The organism is Pseudoxanthomonas helianthi (genome assembly GCF_017939625.1).
Lineage (GTDB): Bacteria > Pseudomonadota > Gammaproteobacteria > Xanthomonadales > Xanthomonadaceae > Pseudoxanthomonas_A > Pseudoxanthomonas_A helianthi.
In genome coordinates this window covers 313,320-327,933 of record NZ_JAGKTC010000002.1, presented here as the reverse complement: position 1 = coordinate 327,933, position 14,614 = coordinate 313,320, and the positions used below count along the sequence as shown (strand labels likewise).

Below are 14,614 nucleotides of genomic sequence, written 5' to 3'. Positions count from 1 at the left end.
GAGCACCCCCATGGCCAAGAGCAAAACCGCCGGCAAGCCCGCTTCCCCCGCCGCCACTTCGCCGGACATCGACATCGGCATCGCCGCCGGCGACCGCCGCAAGATCGCCGAAGGGCTGTCGCGCTTCCTCGCCGACAGCTACACCCTGTACCTGAAGACCCACAACTTCCACTGGAACGTCACCGGGCCGATGTTCAACACCCTGCACTTGATGTTCGAAGGCCAGTACACCGAGGAATGGACCGCACTCGACGAAGTCGCCGAACGGATCCGCGCACTCGGCTTCAACGCGCCGGGCTCGTACGCGGAGTTCGTCAAGCTGTCGTCGATCCAGGAAGAACCCGGCGCCACCGGCGTACCCGGCTGGCAGGACATGGTCCGTCAGCTGGTCGCCGGCAACGAAGCCGTGTGCCGCACCGCACGCAAGGTGCTGAAGACCGCCGACAACGCCGGCGACGATCCCACCGTGGACCTGCTGACCCAGCGCCTGAACATCCACGAAAAGAACGCGTGGATGCTGCGTTCGCTGCTGGAATAGCCCCGATTCACCTCATTGTGGGAGCGACGTAAGTCGCGAAGGTTCTCGTTTTGGTGGCGTCAAGGCATCGCGACTTACGTCGCTCCCACAGTGGAACATTACGCACCGCCGCGGGCAGGTCCGCTCCCGCAGGGTTTTTCCTACCCTCGTGCGCGCCTTCTCCCGACTGACCCGCCGTGAACGCGGGTTATCCTGACGCCATGCCCCACTCCACCCACGATTTGCGCCCCGCGCAGCGACTGCTGCGCGACGTGTTCGGCTACGACGCCTTCCGCGGCCCGCAACAGGAAGTCGTCGAACACGTCGCCACCGGCCACGACGCCCTGGTGCTGATGCCTACCGGCGGCGGCAAGTCGCTGTGCTACCAGGTGCCGGCGCTGCTGCGCGACGGCACCGGCATCGTGGTGTCGCCGCTGATCGCGCTGATGCAGGACCAGGTCGAGGCCTTGCGCCAGTTCGGCGTGCGTGCCGCCTTCCTCAATTCGACCCTCGACGCCGACACCGCGCGCCAGGTCGAGGACGCCCTGCTCGCCGGCGAACTGGACTTGCTCTACGTCGCCCCCGAGCGCCTGCTGACCCCGCGCTTCCTGTCCCTGCTGGAGCGCAGCCGGATCGCCCTGTTCGCCATCGACGAAGCCCACTGCGTGTCGCAATGGGGCCACGACTTCCGCCCCGAATACCGCCAGCTGACCGTGCTGCACGAACGCTGGCCGCAGGTGCCGCGGATCGCCCTGACCGCGACCGCCGATCCGCCGACCCAGCGCGAGATCGCCGAACGCCTGCAGTTGGAGCAGGCGCGGCGCTTCGTCAGCTCGTTCGACCGCCCCAACATCCGCTACACGGTGGTGCAGAAGGAAAACGGCCGGCGCCAGTTGCTGGACTTCCTCGCCACGCGGCGCGGCGAAGCCGGCATCGTCTATTGCCTGTCGCGGCGCAAGGTCGAGGAGACCGCGGAATTCCTGCGCCAGCAGGGCCATGCCGCCCTGCCCTATCACGCGGGCCTGGATGCGGAACTGCGCGCGGCGCACCAGCGCCGTTTCCTGCGCGAGGACGGCGTCGTGATGGTCGCGACGATCGCCTTCGGCATGGGCATCGACAAGCCGGACGTGCGCTTCGTTGCCCACATGGACCTGCCCAAGTCGCTGGAAGGCTATTACCAGGAAACCGGCCGCGCCGGCCGCGACGGCGAAGCCGCCGAAGCCTGGCTGTGTTATGGGCTGGGCGACATGACCCTGCTCAAGCAGATGATCGAACGCGGCGAGGCCAGCGAGGAACGCAAGCGGCTGGAACGGATCAAGCTGGACCAGTTGCTGGCCTACTGCGAATCCACCGAATGCCGCCGGCGCGTGCTGCTCGCCGGTTTCGGCGAGATCTACCCGCACGACTGCGGCAACTGCGACAACTGCCTGGAACCGGCCGAAACCTGGAACGCCACGCTCGCCGCGCAGAAGGCGCTGAGCTGCATCTACCGCAGCGGCCAGCGTTTCGGCGCGGCGCACCTGATCGACATCCTGCGCGGCGGCGAAACCGAGAAGGTGCGCCAGTTCGGCCACGATCGGCTCAGCACTTACGGCATCGGCGCCGACCTGGACGCCGGCGCCTGGCGCAGCGTGTTCCGGCAGCTGGTTGCCGCGGGACTGGTCGCGGTCGATGCCGAAGGCTACGGCGCCCTGCATCTGACCGAAGCCAGCCGCAATGTGCTGCAAGGCAGGCGCCAGGTCACGATGCGCCGCCAGTTGCCGCGCAAGCGCGACCGCGAACACGAACGGCGCGAGCGCCCGACCGGCCTGTCGGTACGGCCGCAGGATCTGCCCTTGTTCAACACCTTGCGCGAGTTGCGCGCGGCACTGGCGCGCGAACAGAACCTGCCACCCTTCATGATCCTGCACGACAGCACCCTGCGCGCCATCGCCGAGCACCGCCCCGACAGCCTAGACCAGCTGGCCCGGATCAACGGGATCGGCGGCAGCAAGCTGGCACGGTACGGCGAACAGGTGCTGCAGGCGGTGCGCGGACAGGGCTGAACGCGCTCGGTTGACACGGCAGGGCCCGCGACGACAGCGGCGATTCAAGCTTGCCTTGCTAGCGTGCCGACATTCCCCTTCCCACGGCCAGCCCGCGATGAACCAGCCCCTGTCCCTGTTGTTCGCCGGCCTGCTGATCGCCGCGCCGGCCTGCATGGCGCAAACCCCCGGCGATGCATCCGCGCCGGCGAGCGCCAGCGAGCTCGACCTGGCCTTGCCGAAATCGGCGACGTACCAGTACCACAAGGACCCGCCCGGAACCTGGTATGGCGATACCAGCCGCGTGCCGGCGACGAAAACCGAGCCGCAGGCCTCCGCGCGCGAGGAGCGCTGCAATGGCGAACCGCACGGCACCGTCGCCGCCGGCGTCGGCTATTCCAGCCGTGGCGGCAACAGCAACTGGCAGGCGTTCAACGTGAACAGCTGCAAGACCTACTACAACGACGAGGGCAAGGCCCGCGAAGTCGGCGTCAGCATCAGCGTGGGCCAATACGATGGCCCGGACGGCTATCGTGGCGGCCGCACGATGCCGCCGATGCGCGGTCCGCGTCGTTAGGAACGATCGACCTTCACCCAGCTTGACGATGAACGCGTCACGACGCGCCAGAAGGGCGAACCACGGGGAAAGAATGGTGGGTCGTGATGGATTCGAACCATCGACCAGCGGATTAAAAGTCCGATGCTCTACCGACTGAGCTAACGACCCAAGCTGAAAAACGCGCCCGGCCTTGCGCCGGGGACGCGAATTCTAACCTACGCGGCGGCCCCGCGCGAAATCACGCATAGCGCGTCGGATCGGCCACGCCGGCATCGGCGAACCCGGCGGCGCGCAGGCGGCACGCATCGCAATGCCCGCAGGCACGGCCCTGCGCGTCGGCCTGGTAGCAGGACACGGTCGAGGCGAAATCGACGCCCAGGCGCAGGCCTTCGCGGACGATGGCGTCCTTGCCCATGCGCATCAGCGGCGCGTGGATGCGGATGCCGGCGCCCTCGACGCCGGCCTTGGTCGCCAGGTTGGCCAGCTTCTCGAACGCGGCGATGAACTCGGGCCGGCAATCCGGATAGCCGGAATAGTCGACCGCGTTGACCCCGCAGAAGATGTCGGCCGCGCCCAGCACCTCGGCCCAGCCCAGCGCCACCGACAGCATGATGGTGTTGCGCGCCGGCACGTAGGTGACCGGAATGCCGTCGCCGCCCGCCTCGGGCACATCGATGTCGTCGGTCAGCGCCGAGCCGCCGATGCTGCGCAGGTCGACGTTGACGGTCTTGTGCGCGAGTGCGCCGAGTTCGCCCGCGACCTTCGCCGCGGCGTCCAGTTCGGACGTGTGGCGCTGGCCGTAGCGCACGCTCAGCGCATGCGTGGCGAAGCCCTGCTCGCGGGCGATGGCGAGGACGACGGCGGAGTCCATGCCACCGGAGACGAGGACGACGGCTTTTTTCATGGGGTGGAAATGGGACTCTAGGATTGGGGGTTAGAAAACAGCGTATCTGTTTTTGCTCGTCGTCCCGGCGAAAGCCGGGATCCAGCTTTTGCACAAGGCTGGCTGGAAGCGACAGCAACGGCTGGGTCCCGGCTTTCGCCGGGATGACGACTTCTATCTGCTATCTGCCAGGCTCATCGTTCCATAGGATCTTGTGCAACTGCATCTGGAAACGCACCGGCAAACGGTCGGCGACGATCCAGTCGGCCAGTTCGCGCGGGTCGAGTTCGCTCTTGCTGGGCGAGAACAGCACGTCGCAGCGCTCGTGCAGGCGATGTTCGCGCAACAGGTCGCGCGCCCATTCGTAGTCCGCACGGCCGCACAGGACGAACTTGACCTGGTCGCGTGCGGTCAGCAGCGGCAGGTTTTCCCAACGGTTGCGCGCGACTTCGCCGGAACCGGGGGTCTTGATGTCGAGCACCCGCGACACGCGCGGATCGACGCTGGCGACGTCCAGCGCGCCCGAGGTTTCCAGCGATACGACGTACCCGGCGTCGCACAGCCGTTGCAGCAGGCCGATGCAGCGCTTCTGCGCCAGCGGCTCGCCGCCGGTCACGCAGACGTGGCGCACGCCATGGCGCGCGACCTCGGCGAGGATGTCTTCGATCTCCCACCACTGTCCGCCGTGGAAGGCGTAGGCGGTATCGCAGTATCCGCAACGCAGCGGGCAGCCGGTCAGGCGCACGAACACCGTGGGCCAGCCGACATCGCGCGCTTCGCCCTGCAGCGACAGGAAGATCTCGGTGACCTTCAGCCGGTCCAGCGGCGACTGCACGATTTCGCTGGGCGTGGCGAATGCGGTGGCGGGCTTGCTCATGGGGCTATTGTAGGAGCGGGCCACGCCCGCGACTCGTTCCGTGGGAGCGGCTATGGCCGCGATTGCATTGGCCGGCGATGGAAAAGCATCGCAGCTATGGCCCCTCCCGCAAAAAGCGGCTTGCGGGTCAGCGCAGGTTGCGGCGCAGCTGGATCGCCTTGAGCCGGTCGTCGGCGGCGCGGGCCACGTCGCTGCCGGGATATTTGCTGACCACGTCGCCGAGGGTGCGTTCGGCGGCGTCCATCTTGCCCAGGCCGTATTCGGACAGGCCCAGCTTCAGCAGCGCGCCGGCGGCCTTGTCGTGGGTCGGATAGCGATCGATCAGGCTCTGGAACTGCTGCATCGCCAGCGGATAGTTGCCGGTGACGTAGTAGCTTTCGCCGAGCCAGTACAACGCGTTCGGCGCGTACACGCCGCTCGGGTACATCTGCAGGAAACTCTGGAACAACTGCGCCGAATCGACGTAGTTGCCCTTGCGCAGCGCATCGAAGGCCGCATCGTAGGCGGCGCGTTCGTCGCCGGCCTTGGCCAGCGCACCGGCATCGCCATGCACCGCGGGCGCGGCCTCGGCGGTCCGCGTGGACGGCGGCGCGACCGGTGGGGCCGCTGGGGCGGTCGTGCTGCCCTGCGCGGCGGGAGCCACGGGCGCGCCGCCCTCCAGCCGGTTGAGGCGACCATCGAGGTCGAGGTATTGGTCGCGGCCGCTCTGCTTGAGCTGCTCGACCTGGTTCTGCAGTTGCTCGACCAGTTCGCGTTGCTGGGCCAACTCGCTGCGCACCTGGTTCAGCTGGTTGAGCAGGTCGCTGTTGGCCTGGGTGTTGTTGCCGCGCGCTTCCAGCGCGGCGACGCGGTCGGCCAGGCTCGGGCGTTGCGCATGGGCCGGCACCGCCAGTGCGGCGGCGATCAGGAACAACGGTAGCGGGCGGAACGAAGGCATCGCGATGGCGGATCCGTGGCGACAGCGGGCGGCCGGGCCGCCCGCTGCGCAGGGGTTGGCTTACTTGGCCGTGTAGATGATTTCGACGCGACGGTTGCGGGCCCAGCAGTCCTCGTTGGACTCGGTGCAGACCGGGCGCTCTTCGCCGTAGCTGACTACGCTGAGCTGGCTGCCGGAACCGCCGGCGGCCTGCAGCGCCGACGACACGGCATTGCCGCGGCGCTCGCCGAGGGCCTGGTTGTAGTCGCGGCTGCCGCGCTCATCGGCATTGCCTTCCAGGTTGATGCGGGCCGACGGACGGTCGCGCAGATACTTGGCGTGGCAGCCGACGATGGCCTGGAATTCGGGCTTCAGCGCGTCCTGGTCGAGGTCGAAGTAGACCACGCGCTGGCGCAGGCAGGCGTCGGTGTCGAGGTCGCCCGGGCCATACGCGCCGGTGGTCGTGGTGCCGGTGTCGGCCGGGGCGGTGGTGGTGCCGGTGTCGGTCGGTTCAGTCGGCTTGACGTTCTTCTTGCAACCGGCAAGCACGGCGACGGCGACCAGGGAAACGGCGAGAACGCGGGTGGTGGTATTCATTTGGAATCCTCGGCTCACGGGGGAAAACGCTTTCAGGTGAATTCTAGCCTGTTTGGTCCAACCAGTTCAGCTTGGATCGACGGTCAGCGCGGCGCCCGGTACGGGCCCCACGCCGGCTCGCGCACGTCGCCGCCAGCCAGCACCAGGCGCTGGCGCACGCGGCCATCCGCGGATACCGCGTAGAGCACGCCGCGACCTTCGCGCGCCGCGTACAGCACCATGCTGGCGTTCGGGGCGAAGCTCGGCGATTCGTCCAGCGAACCCGGCGACAGGTTGTCCCAGCGCGGCGAGCCCAGGCTGCTGTCCATGATGCCGATGCGGTAGTTGTTGCCGCCGCCGTGCACCGTGGCGATCTTCTTGCCGTCGAAGGAAACGCTGGCGCTGGCGTTGTAGGCGCCGTCGAAGGTCACCCGCGTGGCGCCGCCGCCGCTGGACGACATGCGGTAGATCTGCGGCCTGCCGCTGCGGTCGGAGGTGAAATAGATGCTGCCGCCGTCGGCGCTCCAGGTCGGCTCGGTGTCGATGCCGATCTGCCGGGTCAACTGGGTCAGCGCCTTGCTGCCCAGGTCCATCACGTAGATTTCCGGATTGCCGCTGCGCGACAAGGTCAGCGCCAGCTTGCTTCCGTCGGGCGAGAACGCCGGCGAGCCGTTGATGCCGCGGAACGCCGCCAGCAACTGGCGCGCGCCGGTGGTGATGTCCTGGATGTAGATCGACGAATTGCCGCGCTCGAAGCTGACGTAGGCCAGCTTACGCCCATCGGGGCTCCACGACGGCGACAGCAGCGGCTCGGACGAACGCACCACGCTCTGCGGGTTCCAGCCGTCGGCGTCGGCGACCATCAACGCGTAGCGCGCCGCCTTGCCCACGCCGGTCTGGGTGATGTACGCGATGCGGGTCCAGAACGCGCCGCGCACGCCGGTGATCTTCTCGTAGATCGCGTCGGCCATCTGGTGGGCGACGTCGCGCATCGCATTGCCGCGCGCACTCTTGATCTCGCCGATCAGGCGTTCCTGCCTGGCGATGTCGAACAGTTCGTATTCGACCCGGTAGCCGCCATCGCCGGCGTCGAGCACGCGGCCGACCACGATGTAGTCCTGGCGCAGCGCCTTCCACGTGGGGTACTGGATCTCCGAACCGCGGGTCGGCTTCTCGGCCATGCTGGCCGGCGGCAGCGCGCGGAACTGGCCGGATCGCTCGAGATCCGCACGGACCACCGCGGCGATGTCGGTCTGCGGCGCACCGGCCGCGCCCTGGTAGGGCATCGGCACGATGGCGATGGGCGTCGCCGAGGCGTTGCCGCCGACGATGTCGATTTCGAGTCCCTGCTGTTGGGCGAGGGCCGCGAGGGGGGCGAGAAGCAGGACGAAGGCGGCCAGCCAGCGTGAAGTCGTCTTCATGGGCACGTCGGTCGTTGGAAACGGGGGAGGGATACCAGCCTGAAGGTGAACAGTTTCGCAATCGTGAACAGAAGCGGGCGTGAACCCGTGCCGGTCAACGGTCCTGCGCGACGAAATTGAAGTTCAACTGGCGATTGAACACGGTCTCGAAACCGCGGTACGGCAAGGGCTGGGCCTTCAGCACGGCGCGCTCCAGCGAGTCCTGTCCGGCCTGGTCCATCGGACAGCCCGGCTGGACTTCGGCGCTCATCACGTTGCCGCCCGGCAATTGCCGGATGATGACCCGGCAGCGGGTACCCAAGGGCACCGATTCCGGGCGAGTCCACTGATTGCTGACCGCTTGCTGGATCGCGGCGACGTACTTGGCCAGCAGGCCGTCGTCGGTGCCGCCCTGCCCGGCCGGCGCGCTTGCACCGGCATCGGCGCGCGCCGCGGCTTCGGCCGCCGACGACGCCTGGGTGGCGCGCGCATCGGCCAGTTGGCGCAATTTCTGTTCGGCCAGCGACTTCTGCTTGTCCAGCGCCGCGCGCTGGCGACGGATCTCGGCGAGCTTGGCCTGCTTGTCCGCTTCGGCCTGCTGCGCGGCGAGGCGACGCTGCTGCTCGGCTTCCTCGACCCGCTTGCGCTCGGTCAGGTCGATCTGTTCCTGGCGGCGCTTGGCTTCCTGTTCCTGCTTCAGCTTTTCCTGCGCGATCGCATCGGCGCGCGCTTCGTCCTGGTCCTTGGTATCGGGTACCGGGATGCGTTCCTGCGCCTGCACCTGCTGCTGGGTCGGCGCGTCCTGCGGACGCGGCTCGGGAAGCGGTTGCGGCGGCGGCACGGTTTCTTCTTCCGCGGCCTGTTCGACCGGCTGCGGCAGCGGTTCGGGTTCCTGCTTCAGCGCGCGCTGCACGGCACGGTTCTCGGCGGCCGAGGTGTCCATCGTCGCTTCGATCGCGGTGCCGTTGCCGGCGGCGGAAAGGTCGTGGTTCCAGGTCAGCCACGACGACAGCCACAGCAGCAGGACCAGCAACACATGCAGGCCCAGAGCGAAGACGAACGGCTTGCCCAGTCCTTCGTCGGAAGCGGCGTGACCGCCGCGCGAGAGCGTTTCAGCGTGCATTGGTCCACAGTACGACGTTGGTCACCCGCGCCTTGCGCAGGGCTTCGGTCGCGTCGATCACGCGCTGGTACGGCGCATCGGCCTCGCCGGCCAGCAGCACGCGCAGGTCTTCGCCCTGCTGCGCCTTGATCGGCGCCAGTTGCTCGGCGAGTTGCGCGTTGTCGACGACGCGCGGCTGCTTGTCGCCGGGCAACTGCAGGCCGAGGCGGCCGTCCGGGTAGGCGATGACGATCACCGGTTCCTGCTTGTTGTCGAGCGCCTTCGCGGTCGAGGACGGCAGCTTGACGTCGACCGACAGGGTCAGCAGCGGCGCGGTCACCATGAAGATGATCAGCAGCACCAGCATCACGTCGATGTACGGCACGACGTTGATTTCGGATTTCAGCTTGCGGCGCTTGCGATGGAAGATGGCGGCGGTCATGGGCGCCTCCTCATTCGTCGGCCGAGGCCTGGCGCTGCAGGATCGAGCTGAATTCCTCGGCGAAGGCCTCGAAGCGCACCGCCAGGCGTTCCACCCGGGTGGTGAAACGGTTGTAGGCCCATACCGCGGGGATCGCGACGAACAGGCCGATGGCGGTGGCGAACAATGCTTCTGAAATGCCCGGCGCGACCGAGGCGATGCCCGCGGCCTGGCCGCTGCTGAGCATGTCGTGCATCGTCACCATGATGCCGAAGACGGTGCCGACCAGGCCGACGTACGGCGCGGTGGAACCGATGTTGGCGAGCAGTTCGAGGTTGCGTTCCAGCCGGTCGACTTCGCGCGAGTAGGCCACGCGCATCGCGCGCTGCGCGCCTTCCAGTTGCGCGCGGCCGTCCAGCTTGCGCTTGTCGCGCAGGCGGGCGAATTCGCGGAAGCCGGCCTCGAATACCGACTCCAGGCCGGTCGGCACGCGGCCGCGTTCGCTGGCCGATGCGTACAGCTTGTTCAGTTCGGCGCCGGACCAGAAGCGGTTCTCGAAATCGTCGGCGTCGCGGTTGGCGCGCGAGAACACCCGCGCCTTGCGGAAGATGATCACCCAGCTGATCAGCGACCCCAGCAGCAGCAACAGCACGATCAACTGTACCGGCAGGCTGGCGTTGGCCAGCAGCTTCAGGTAGTTGATGCTGTTGTGGGCGGCGGGCGCGGCAGCGTTGGCGGCCTGGCTCACGTCCTGCGGCAGCGCTTCGGTGACGACGGCCAGCAGGGCGGGAATCGTTGCGATCATCATGTGTTCCTTGGGTTTCCTCGAGCTTGCGGCGTTACTCGGTGGGGGAAGGTTCCAGCGCCTTGAACTCCTGGTACAAAGCGTCGGGCAACGCGACCGGCGTGAACGTCGACGCCTTCAGTGCGGCCACCCGCACTTCCGCGCCCAGCAACGTTTCGCCGCCGCGCGCGATGGTTTGCGCGAAGGTCACGCTGGCGCGCTTGCACCGGATTACCCGCACGCCGATGTCGAGCAGGTCGTCCAGCCGCGCCGGGCGCAGGAAATCCAGTTGCATCGCCCGCACCGCGAATACCAGATCGTGGTTCTGGCGCAATAGTTCCTGCCCGTGCCCTTGCGCGCGCAGCCATTCGGTGCGGGCACGCTCGAGGAAGGCGACGTATTGCGCGTGGTAGACCACGCCGCCGGCATCGGTATCTTCCCAATACACGCGTGTCGGGATACTGAACACGGGGGCAATGCTCAAAACAGGTTCTCCGTCACCCCGGTCGCATCGCGCTTCGGCTCCAGGCCCAGGTGCAGGTAGGCCTTGCGCGTGGCAATGCGTCCGCGCGCGGTGCGCACCAGGAAGCCCTGCTGGATCAGGTACGGTTCGACCACGTCTTCCAGCGTGCCCCGCTCCTCGCTCAGCGCCGCGGCCAGCGATTCGACGCCGACCGGTCCGCCGTCGAAGTTGTCGATGATCATGCGCAGCAGGCGGCGATCGAGTTCGTCGAAGCCTTCCGGATCGACCTTCAGCATCTGCATCGCCGCGTGGGCCACGTCGTGGCCGATGGCGCCGCCCGCCCTGACCTGCGCGTAATCGCGCACGCGGCGCAGCAGGCGGTTGGCGATGCGCGGGGTGCCGCGCGAGCGCCTGGCGATTTCCACCGCGCCTTCGGCGGCGCAGTCGATGCCGAGGATGCGCGCCGAACGCTGCACGATGCGGGTCAGTTCGTCCGGCGAATAGAACTCGAGGCGTTGCACGATGCCGAAACGGTCGCGCAGCGGCGCGGTCAGCAGGCCGGCCCGGGTGGTCGCGCCGATCAGGGTGAACGGCGGCAGGTCCAGCTTGATCGAACGCGCGGCCGGGCCTTCGCCGATCATGATGTCGATCTGGAAGTCTTCCATCGCCGGGTACAGCACTTCCTCGACCACAGGGGACAGGCGGTGGATCTCGTCGACGAACAGCACGTCGTGCGGCTGAAGGTTGGTCAGCAGCGCGGCCAGGTCGCCGGCCTTCTCGATCACCGGGCCGGAAGTGACGCGCAGGTTCACGCCCAGTTCGTTGGCGATGACGTGGCTCAGCGTGGTCTTGCCCAGTCCCGGCGGACCGAAGATCAGCACGTGGTCCAGCGCCTCGCCGCGGCCCTTGGCCGCCTCGATGTAGATGCCCAGCTGCTCGCGCACCGGCTGCTGGCCGAGGTATTCGTCCAGCTTCTTCGGCCGGATGCTGGCCTCGGCAAGATCGTCCTCGCGGGTGGCGCCAGCGGAAATCAGGCGGTCGTCGGTCATGGCCCTATGTTCGCACGGGCCGACGGCGCCTCAAACCTTCATGCCGTGCCGACGGCCTTCTCGTCGGCGAAAGCCCGTGCCGCCAGCGCGAAGGAATGCCGGCGCGCGGCGTGGTCGAAGATGTTGGCGGTCAGCATCAACTCGTCGGGGCGGTGGCGGTCGGCGAAATCGGCCAGGCCGTCGGCGACGTCGCGTTCGTCGCCGATCACCGCGCAGGCCAGCGCCTGGGCCACCGTCGCCTTCTCCTGTGGGGTCCAGAACGCCTCGATGTCGTCCACCGGGGGCGGGATCAAGCCCGGTTGGCCGCGCCGCAAACGCACGAAACTCTGCTGCTGGGTGGTGAACAGCCGCTGCGCCTGTGCGCGCGAATCGGCGGCGACCACGTTGACGGCCAGCATCGCGTACGGCTGTTGCAGGCGTGCCGAGGGCTTGAAGTCGCGCCGGTACAGGGCCAGCGCTTCTTCCAGCGCGGCCGGCGCGAAATGCGAGGCGAAGGCATAGGGAAGCCCCAGCGCCGCGGCCAATTGCGCACCGAACAGGCTGGAACCGAGGATCCACACCGGCACTTCCAGGCCGCCGCCGGGCACCGCCTGCACCGGCTGGCCCGGCTGCACCGGTCCGAAGTAGCGCAGCACTTCCATCACGTCGGACGGAAACGCGTCGGCGCCGGCGTAATAGCGGCGCAATGCCTGGGTGGCGGCCTGGTCGGTGCCGGGCGCGCGGCCCAGGCCCAGGTCGATCCGGCCCGGATACAGCGAAGCCAGCGTGCCGAACTGTTCGGCGACCTGCAGCGGCGCATGGTTGGGCAGCATGATGCCGCCGGCGCCGACCCGGATCGAGCGCGTGCCGCCGGCGATGTGGCCGATCAGCACCGCGGTCGCCGCGCTGGCGATGCCGGGCATGTTGTGGTGCTCGGCCAGCCAGTAACGGGTGTAGCCCAGCGCTTCCGCGTGGCGCGCGAGGTCGAGGGAGTTGGCGAAGGCCTGCGCCGGCGTGCTGCCTTCGCATACCGGCGCCAGATCGAGCAGGGAATGGGGGATGGCGAGGCTCATGCCGCCATCTTGCGGATCGCGCCGGGACTTTTCAGCCCCGGCCGTGGCAACGCAGCGTCCCGCCGGTCAGATCTCGACCTGCGCGCCCAGTTCGACCAGCCGGTTGCCGGGAATGCGGAAGAACACCGTCGCCGGCGCGGCATTGCGGTGCATCGTGGCGAACAGCTTGTCGCGCCACACCGGCATGCCGCGGTGCGCGCTGGCGACGATGGTCTCGCGGCTGGCGAAATACGTGGTTTCCATCGGATCGAAATAGGTGCCGCCGCGGTCGCAGCTGCGCATCAGCGCCTGCGGCACGTCCGGCGTCTCCATGAAGCCGAACTTGATCACCACGCGGTAGAACTCGTCGCCAATCGCGTCGATCTTCAGCTGCTTCCCATGTGGCGCGTAGGGAACGTTCAGCGTTTCCACGGTCAGGAACACGTTGCGCTCGTGCAGCACCTTGTTGTGCTTCAGGTTGTGCAGCAGCGCATGCGGCACCACGTCCTTGTCCGCCGTCATGAACACCGCCGTGCCCGGCACCCGCACCGGCGGCGCCAGCATCAGGCCAGGCAGGAACACGTCGAGCTGGATGCCTTCCTTGCGCACTTCCTCGTGCAACAGTTCGCGGCCGCGGCGCCAGGTGCGCAGCACGGTGAACACGATCACGCCCAGGGCGATCGGGAACCACGCGCCGTGGAAGAACTTGGCGCCATTGGCGACCAGGAAGCCGAGGTCGATGATCACGACCACCGCGCACACCGGCAACACCCACCAGCGCGCGCGGGTCCACATGGACTTCGCCAGCAACGCCAGCAGCAAGGTATCGATCAGCATGGTGCCCGATACCGACACGCCGTAGGCCGAGGCCAGGTTGGTCGAACTGCGGAACGCCAACACCAGGGCGATCACCGTGACCATCATCAGCCAGTTGATCCCGGGTACGTAGATCTGGCCGATGGTTTCCTTCGAGGTGTGCCGGACCAGCATGCGCGGGATGTAGCCCAGCTGCATCGCCTGCCGCGACACCGAGAACGCGCCGGTGATCACCGCTTGCGAGGCGATGATCGCCGCCATCGTCGCCAGCGCGATCATCGGCCATTGCGCCCAGTCGGGCACGCCGATGTAGAACGGGTTCTGCACCGCCTGCGGGTTCTCCAGCACCAAAGCGCCCTGCCCCAGGTAGTTGAGCATCAGCGCCGGCAGCACCACGGTGTACCACGCGTAACGGATCGGCTGCTTGCCGAAGTGGCCCATGTCGGCGTACAGCGCCTCGCCGCCGGTCACCGCCAGCACCACCGCGCCGAGGATGAAGATGCCGTGCCAGCCGTGCGCCATGAAGAAGTTCACGCCCCACCACGGGTTGAGCGCCTGGACCACGTCCGGGTTGTGGCGGATGTTGAGCACGCCCAGCGCGGCGATGGCGAGGAACCAGACCAGGGTGATCGGGCCGAAGATCTTGCCGACCTTCTCGGTGCCGAAGCGCTGGCTGCCGAACAGCACCAGCATGATCACCACAGCGAGCGGCACGATCCAGGCATGCAGCTGCGGCGCGGCGACCTCGATGCCCTCCAGCGCGCCCAGCACCGACACCGGCGGGGTGATCACGCTGTCGCCGAAGAACAGCGATGCGCCGAAGATGCCGAGGATGCCGACCGCGTACGCACCGCGGCTGCCCTTCGGCAGCGTGCGCTGCGCCAGCGACATCAGCGCCATGATGCCGCCTTCGCCGTCGTTGTCGGCGCGCATGATGATGGCCACGTACTTCAGCGTGACCATGATCATCAACGCCCAGAAGATCAGCGACAGCAGGCCCAGCACTTCCGCCGGATTGCTCGCGTCCAGCCCGTAATGCGGCAGGAAGGCTTCCTTGATCGTGTACAGCGGGCTGGTGCCGATGTCGCCGAAGACGACGCCGATCGCACCGACGATCAGGCCGGTCAGGCCGATCTTGCCGTGGCCATGGTTGTCGGAGTGGTTCGCGTTGGACATGGATGTTCCGGACGGAAAGC

Annotated in this window: 15 protein-coding genes and 1 tRNA gene; 3 read left to right on the top strand and 13 right to left on the bottom strand. The window is 67.8% G+C overall.

Annotated features, from left to right (window positions below; genetic code table 11):
- The first annotated feature begins 10 nt into the window (after window positions 1-10).
- The 3 genes from J5837_RS09165 to J5837_RS09155 all read left to right on the top strand — a co-directional run bounded on the left by J5837_RS09165 (window position 11) and on the right by J5837_RS09155 (window position 3,118).
- Complete coding sequence (locus J5837_RS09165) at window positions 11-538, top strand: Dps family protein (RefSeq protein WP_210536455.1); 528 nt, start codon at window positions 11-13, stop codon at window positions 536-538.
- A gap of 200 nt (window positions 539-738) precedes the next feature.
- On the top strand, window positions 739-2,562 hold the full coding sequence (recQ, locus tag J5837_RS09160) for a DNA helicase RecQ (protein ID WP_210536454.1): 1,824 nt from the start codon (window positions 739-741) through the stop codon (window positions 2,560-2,562).
- Window positions 2,563-2,659: 97 nt separating this feature from the next.
- Window positions 2,660-3,118 (top strand): hypothetical protein, encoded by a 459-nt coding sequence (locus J5837_RS09155; protein WP_210536453.1) that lies wholly within the window; start codon window positions 2,660-2,662, stop codon window positions 3,116-3,118.
- Between the two features lie 74 nt (window positions 3,119-3,192).
- Here J5837_RS09155 and J5837_RS09150 read toward each other — a convergent pair.
- The 13 genes from J5837_RS09150 to J5837_RS09090 all read right to left on the bottom strand — a co-directional run bounded on the left by J5837_RS09150 (window position 3,193) and on the right by J5837_RS09090 (window position 14,594).
- A tRNA-Lys gene (locus J5837_RS09150) sits at window positions 3,193-3,268 on the bottom strand.
- A 70-nt stretch (window positions 3,269-3,338) separates the two neighbouring features.
- Complete coding sequence (gene queC, locus J5837_RS09145) at window positions 3,339-4,004, bottom strand: 7-cyano-7-deazaguanine synthase QueC (RefSeq protein WP_210536452.1); 666 nt, start codon at window positions 4,002-4,004, stop codon at window positions 3,339-3,341.
- A 160-nt stretch (window positions 4,005-4,164) separates the two neighbouring features.
- Window positions 4,165-4,860, bottom strand: coding sequence for a 7-carboxy-7-deazaguanine synthase QueE (gene queE, locus J5837_RS09140; protein WP_210536451.1), 696 nt, complete (start codon window positions 4,858-4,860; stop codon window positions 4,165-4,167).
- Between the two features lie 127 nt (window positions 4,861-4,987).
- The gene (gene ybgF, locus J5837_RS09135) at window positions 4,988-5,797 is read right to left on the bottom strand and encodes a tol-pal system protein YbgF (protein WP_210536450.1); all 810 of its coding nucleotides are present in this window, start codon (window positions 5,795-5,797) and stop codon (window positions 4,988-4,990) included.
- A gap of 60 nt (window positions 5,798-5,857) precedes the next feature.
- Window positions 5,858-6,373, bottom strand: coding sequence for a peptidoglycan-associated lipoprotein Pal (pal, locus tag J5837_RS09130; protein WP_210536449.1), 516 nt, complete (start codon window positions 6,371-6,373; stop codon window positions 5,858-5,860).
- A gap of 83 nt (window positions 6,374-6,456) precedes the next feature.
- Window positions 6,457-7,773 carry a Tol-Pal system beta propeller repeat protein TolB gene (gene tolB / locus J5837_RS09125; protein ID WP_210536448.1) on the bottom strand — a complete coding sequence of 439 codons (1,317 nt, stop codon included), beginning with the start codon at window positions 7,771-7,773 and terminating at the stop codon, window positions 6,457-6,459.
- Between the two features lie 94 nt (window positions 7,774-7,867).
- The gene (tolA, locus tag J5837_RS09120) at window positions 7,868-8,875 is read right to left on the bottom strand and encodes a cell envelope integrity protein TolA (RefSeq protein ID WP_210536447.1); all 1,008 of its coding nucleotides are present in this window, start codon (window positions 8,873-8,875) and stop codon (window positions 7,868-7,870) included.
- Window positions 8,865-9,296 carry an ExbD/TolR family protein gene (locus J5837_RS09115; RefSeq protein WP_210536446.1) on the bottom strand — a complete coding sequence of 144 codons (432 nt, stop codon included), beginning with the start codon at window positions 9,294-9,296 and terminating at the stop codon, window positions 8,865-8,867. Before J5837_RS09115 ends, tolA begins: the two co-directional genes overlap by 11 nt.
- Before the next feature lie 10 nt (window positions 9,297-9,306).
- A complete protein-coding gene (tolQ, locus tag J5837_RS09110) occupies window positions 9,307-10,083 on the bottom strand; it encodes a protein TolQ (RefSeq protein ID WP_210536445.1) in 777 nt (258 codons plus the stop codon).
- 31 nt (window positions 10,084-10,114) lie between these two features.
- Window positions 10,115-10,543 (bottom strand): tol-pal system-associated acyl-CoA thioesterase, encoded by a 429-nt coding sequence (ybgC, locus tag J5837_RS09105; RefSeq protein ID WP_210536444.1) that lies wholly within the window; start codon window positions 10,541-10,543, stop codon window positions 10,115-10,117.
- On the bottom strand, window positions 10,540-11,571 hold the full coding sequence (gene ruvB / locus J5837_RS09100; RefSeq protein ID WP_210536443.1) for a Holliday junction branch migration DNA helicase RuvB: 1,032 nt from the start codon (window positions 11,569-11,571) through the stop codon (window positions 10,540-10,542). The genes ybgC and ruvB overlap by 4 nt, the downstream gene beginning before the upstream one ends.
- Window positions 11,572-11,609: 38 nt before the next feature.
- Window positions 11,610-12,623: an LLM class flavin-dependent oxidoreductase gene (locus tag J5837_RS09095; RefSeq protein WP_210536442.1), complete on the bottom strand. Its 1,014-nt coding sequence runs from the start codon at window positions 12,621-12,623 to the stop codon at window positions 11,610-11,612.
- A gap of 66 nt (window positions 12,624-12,689) precedes the next feature.
- Window positions 12,690-14,594 (bottom strand): potassium transporter Kup, encoded by a 1,905-nt coding sequence (locus tag J5837_RS09090; RefSeq protein ID WP_210536441.1) that lies wholly within the window; start codon window positions 14,592-14,594, stop codon window positions 12,690-12,692.
- Window positions 14,595-14,614: the final 20 nt, after the last annotated feature.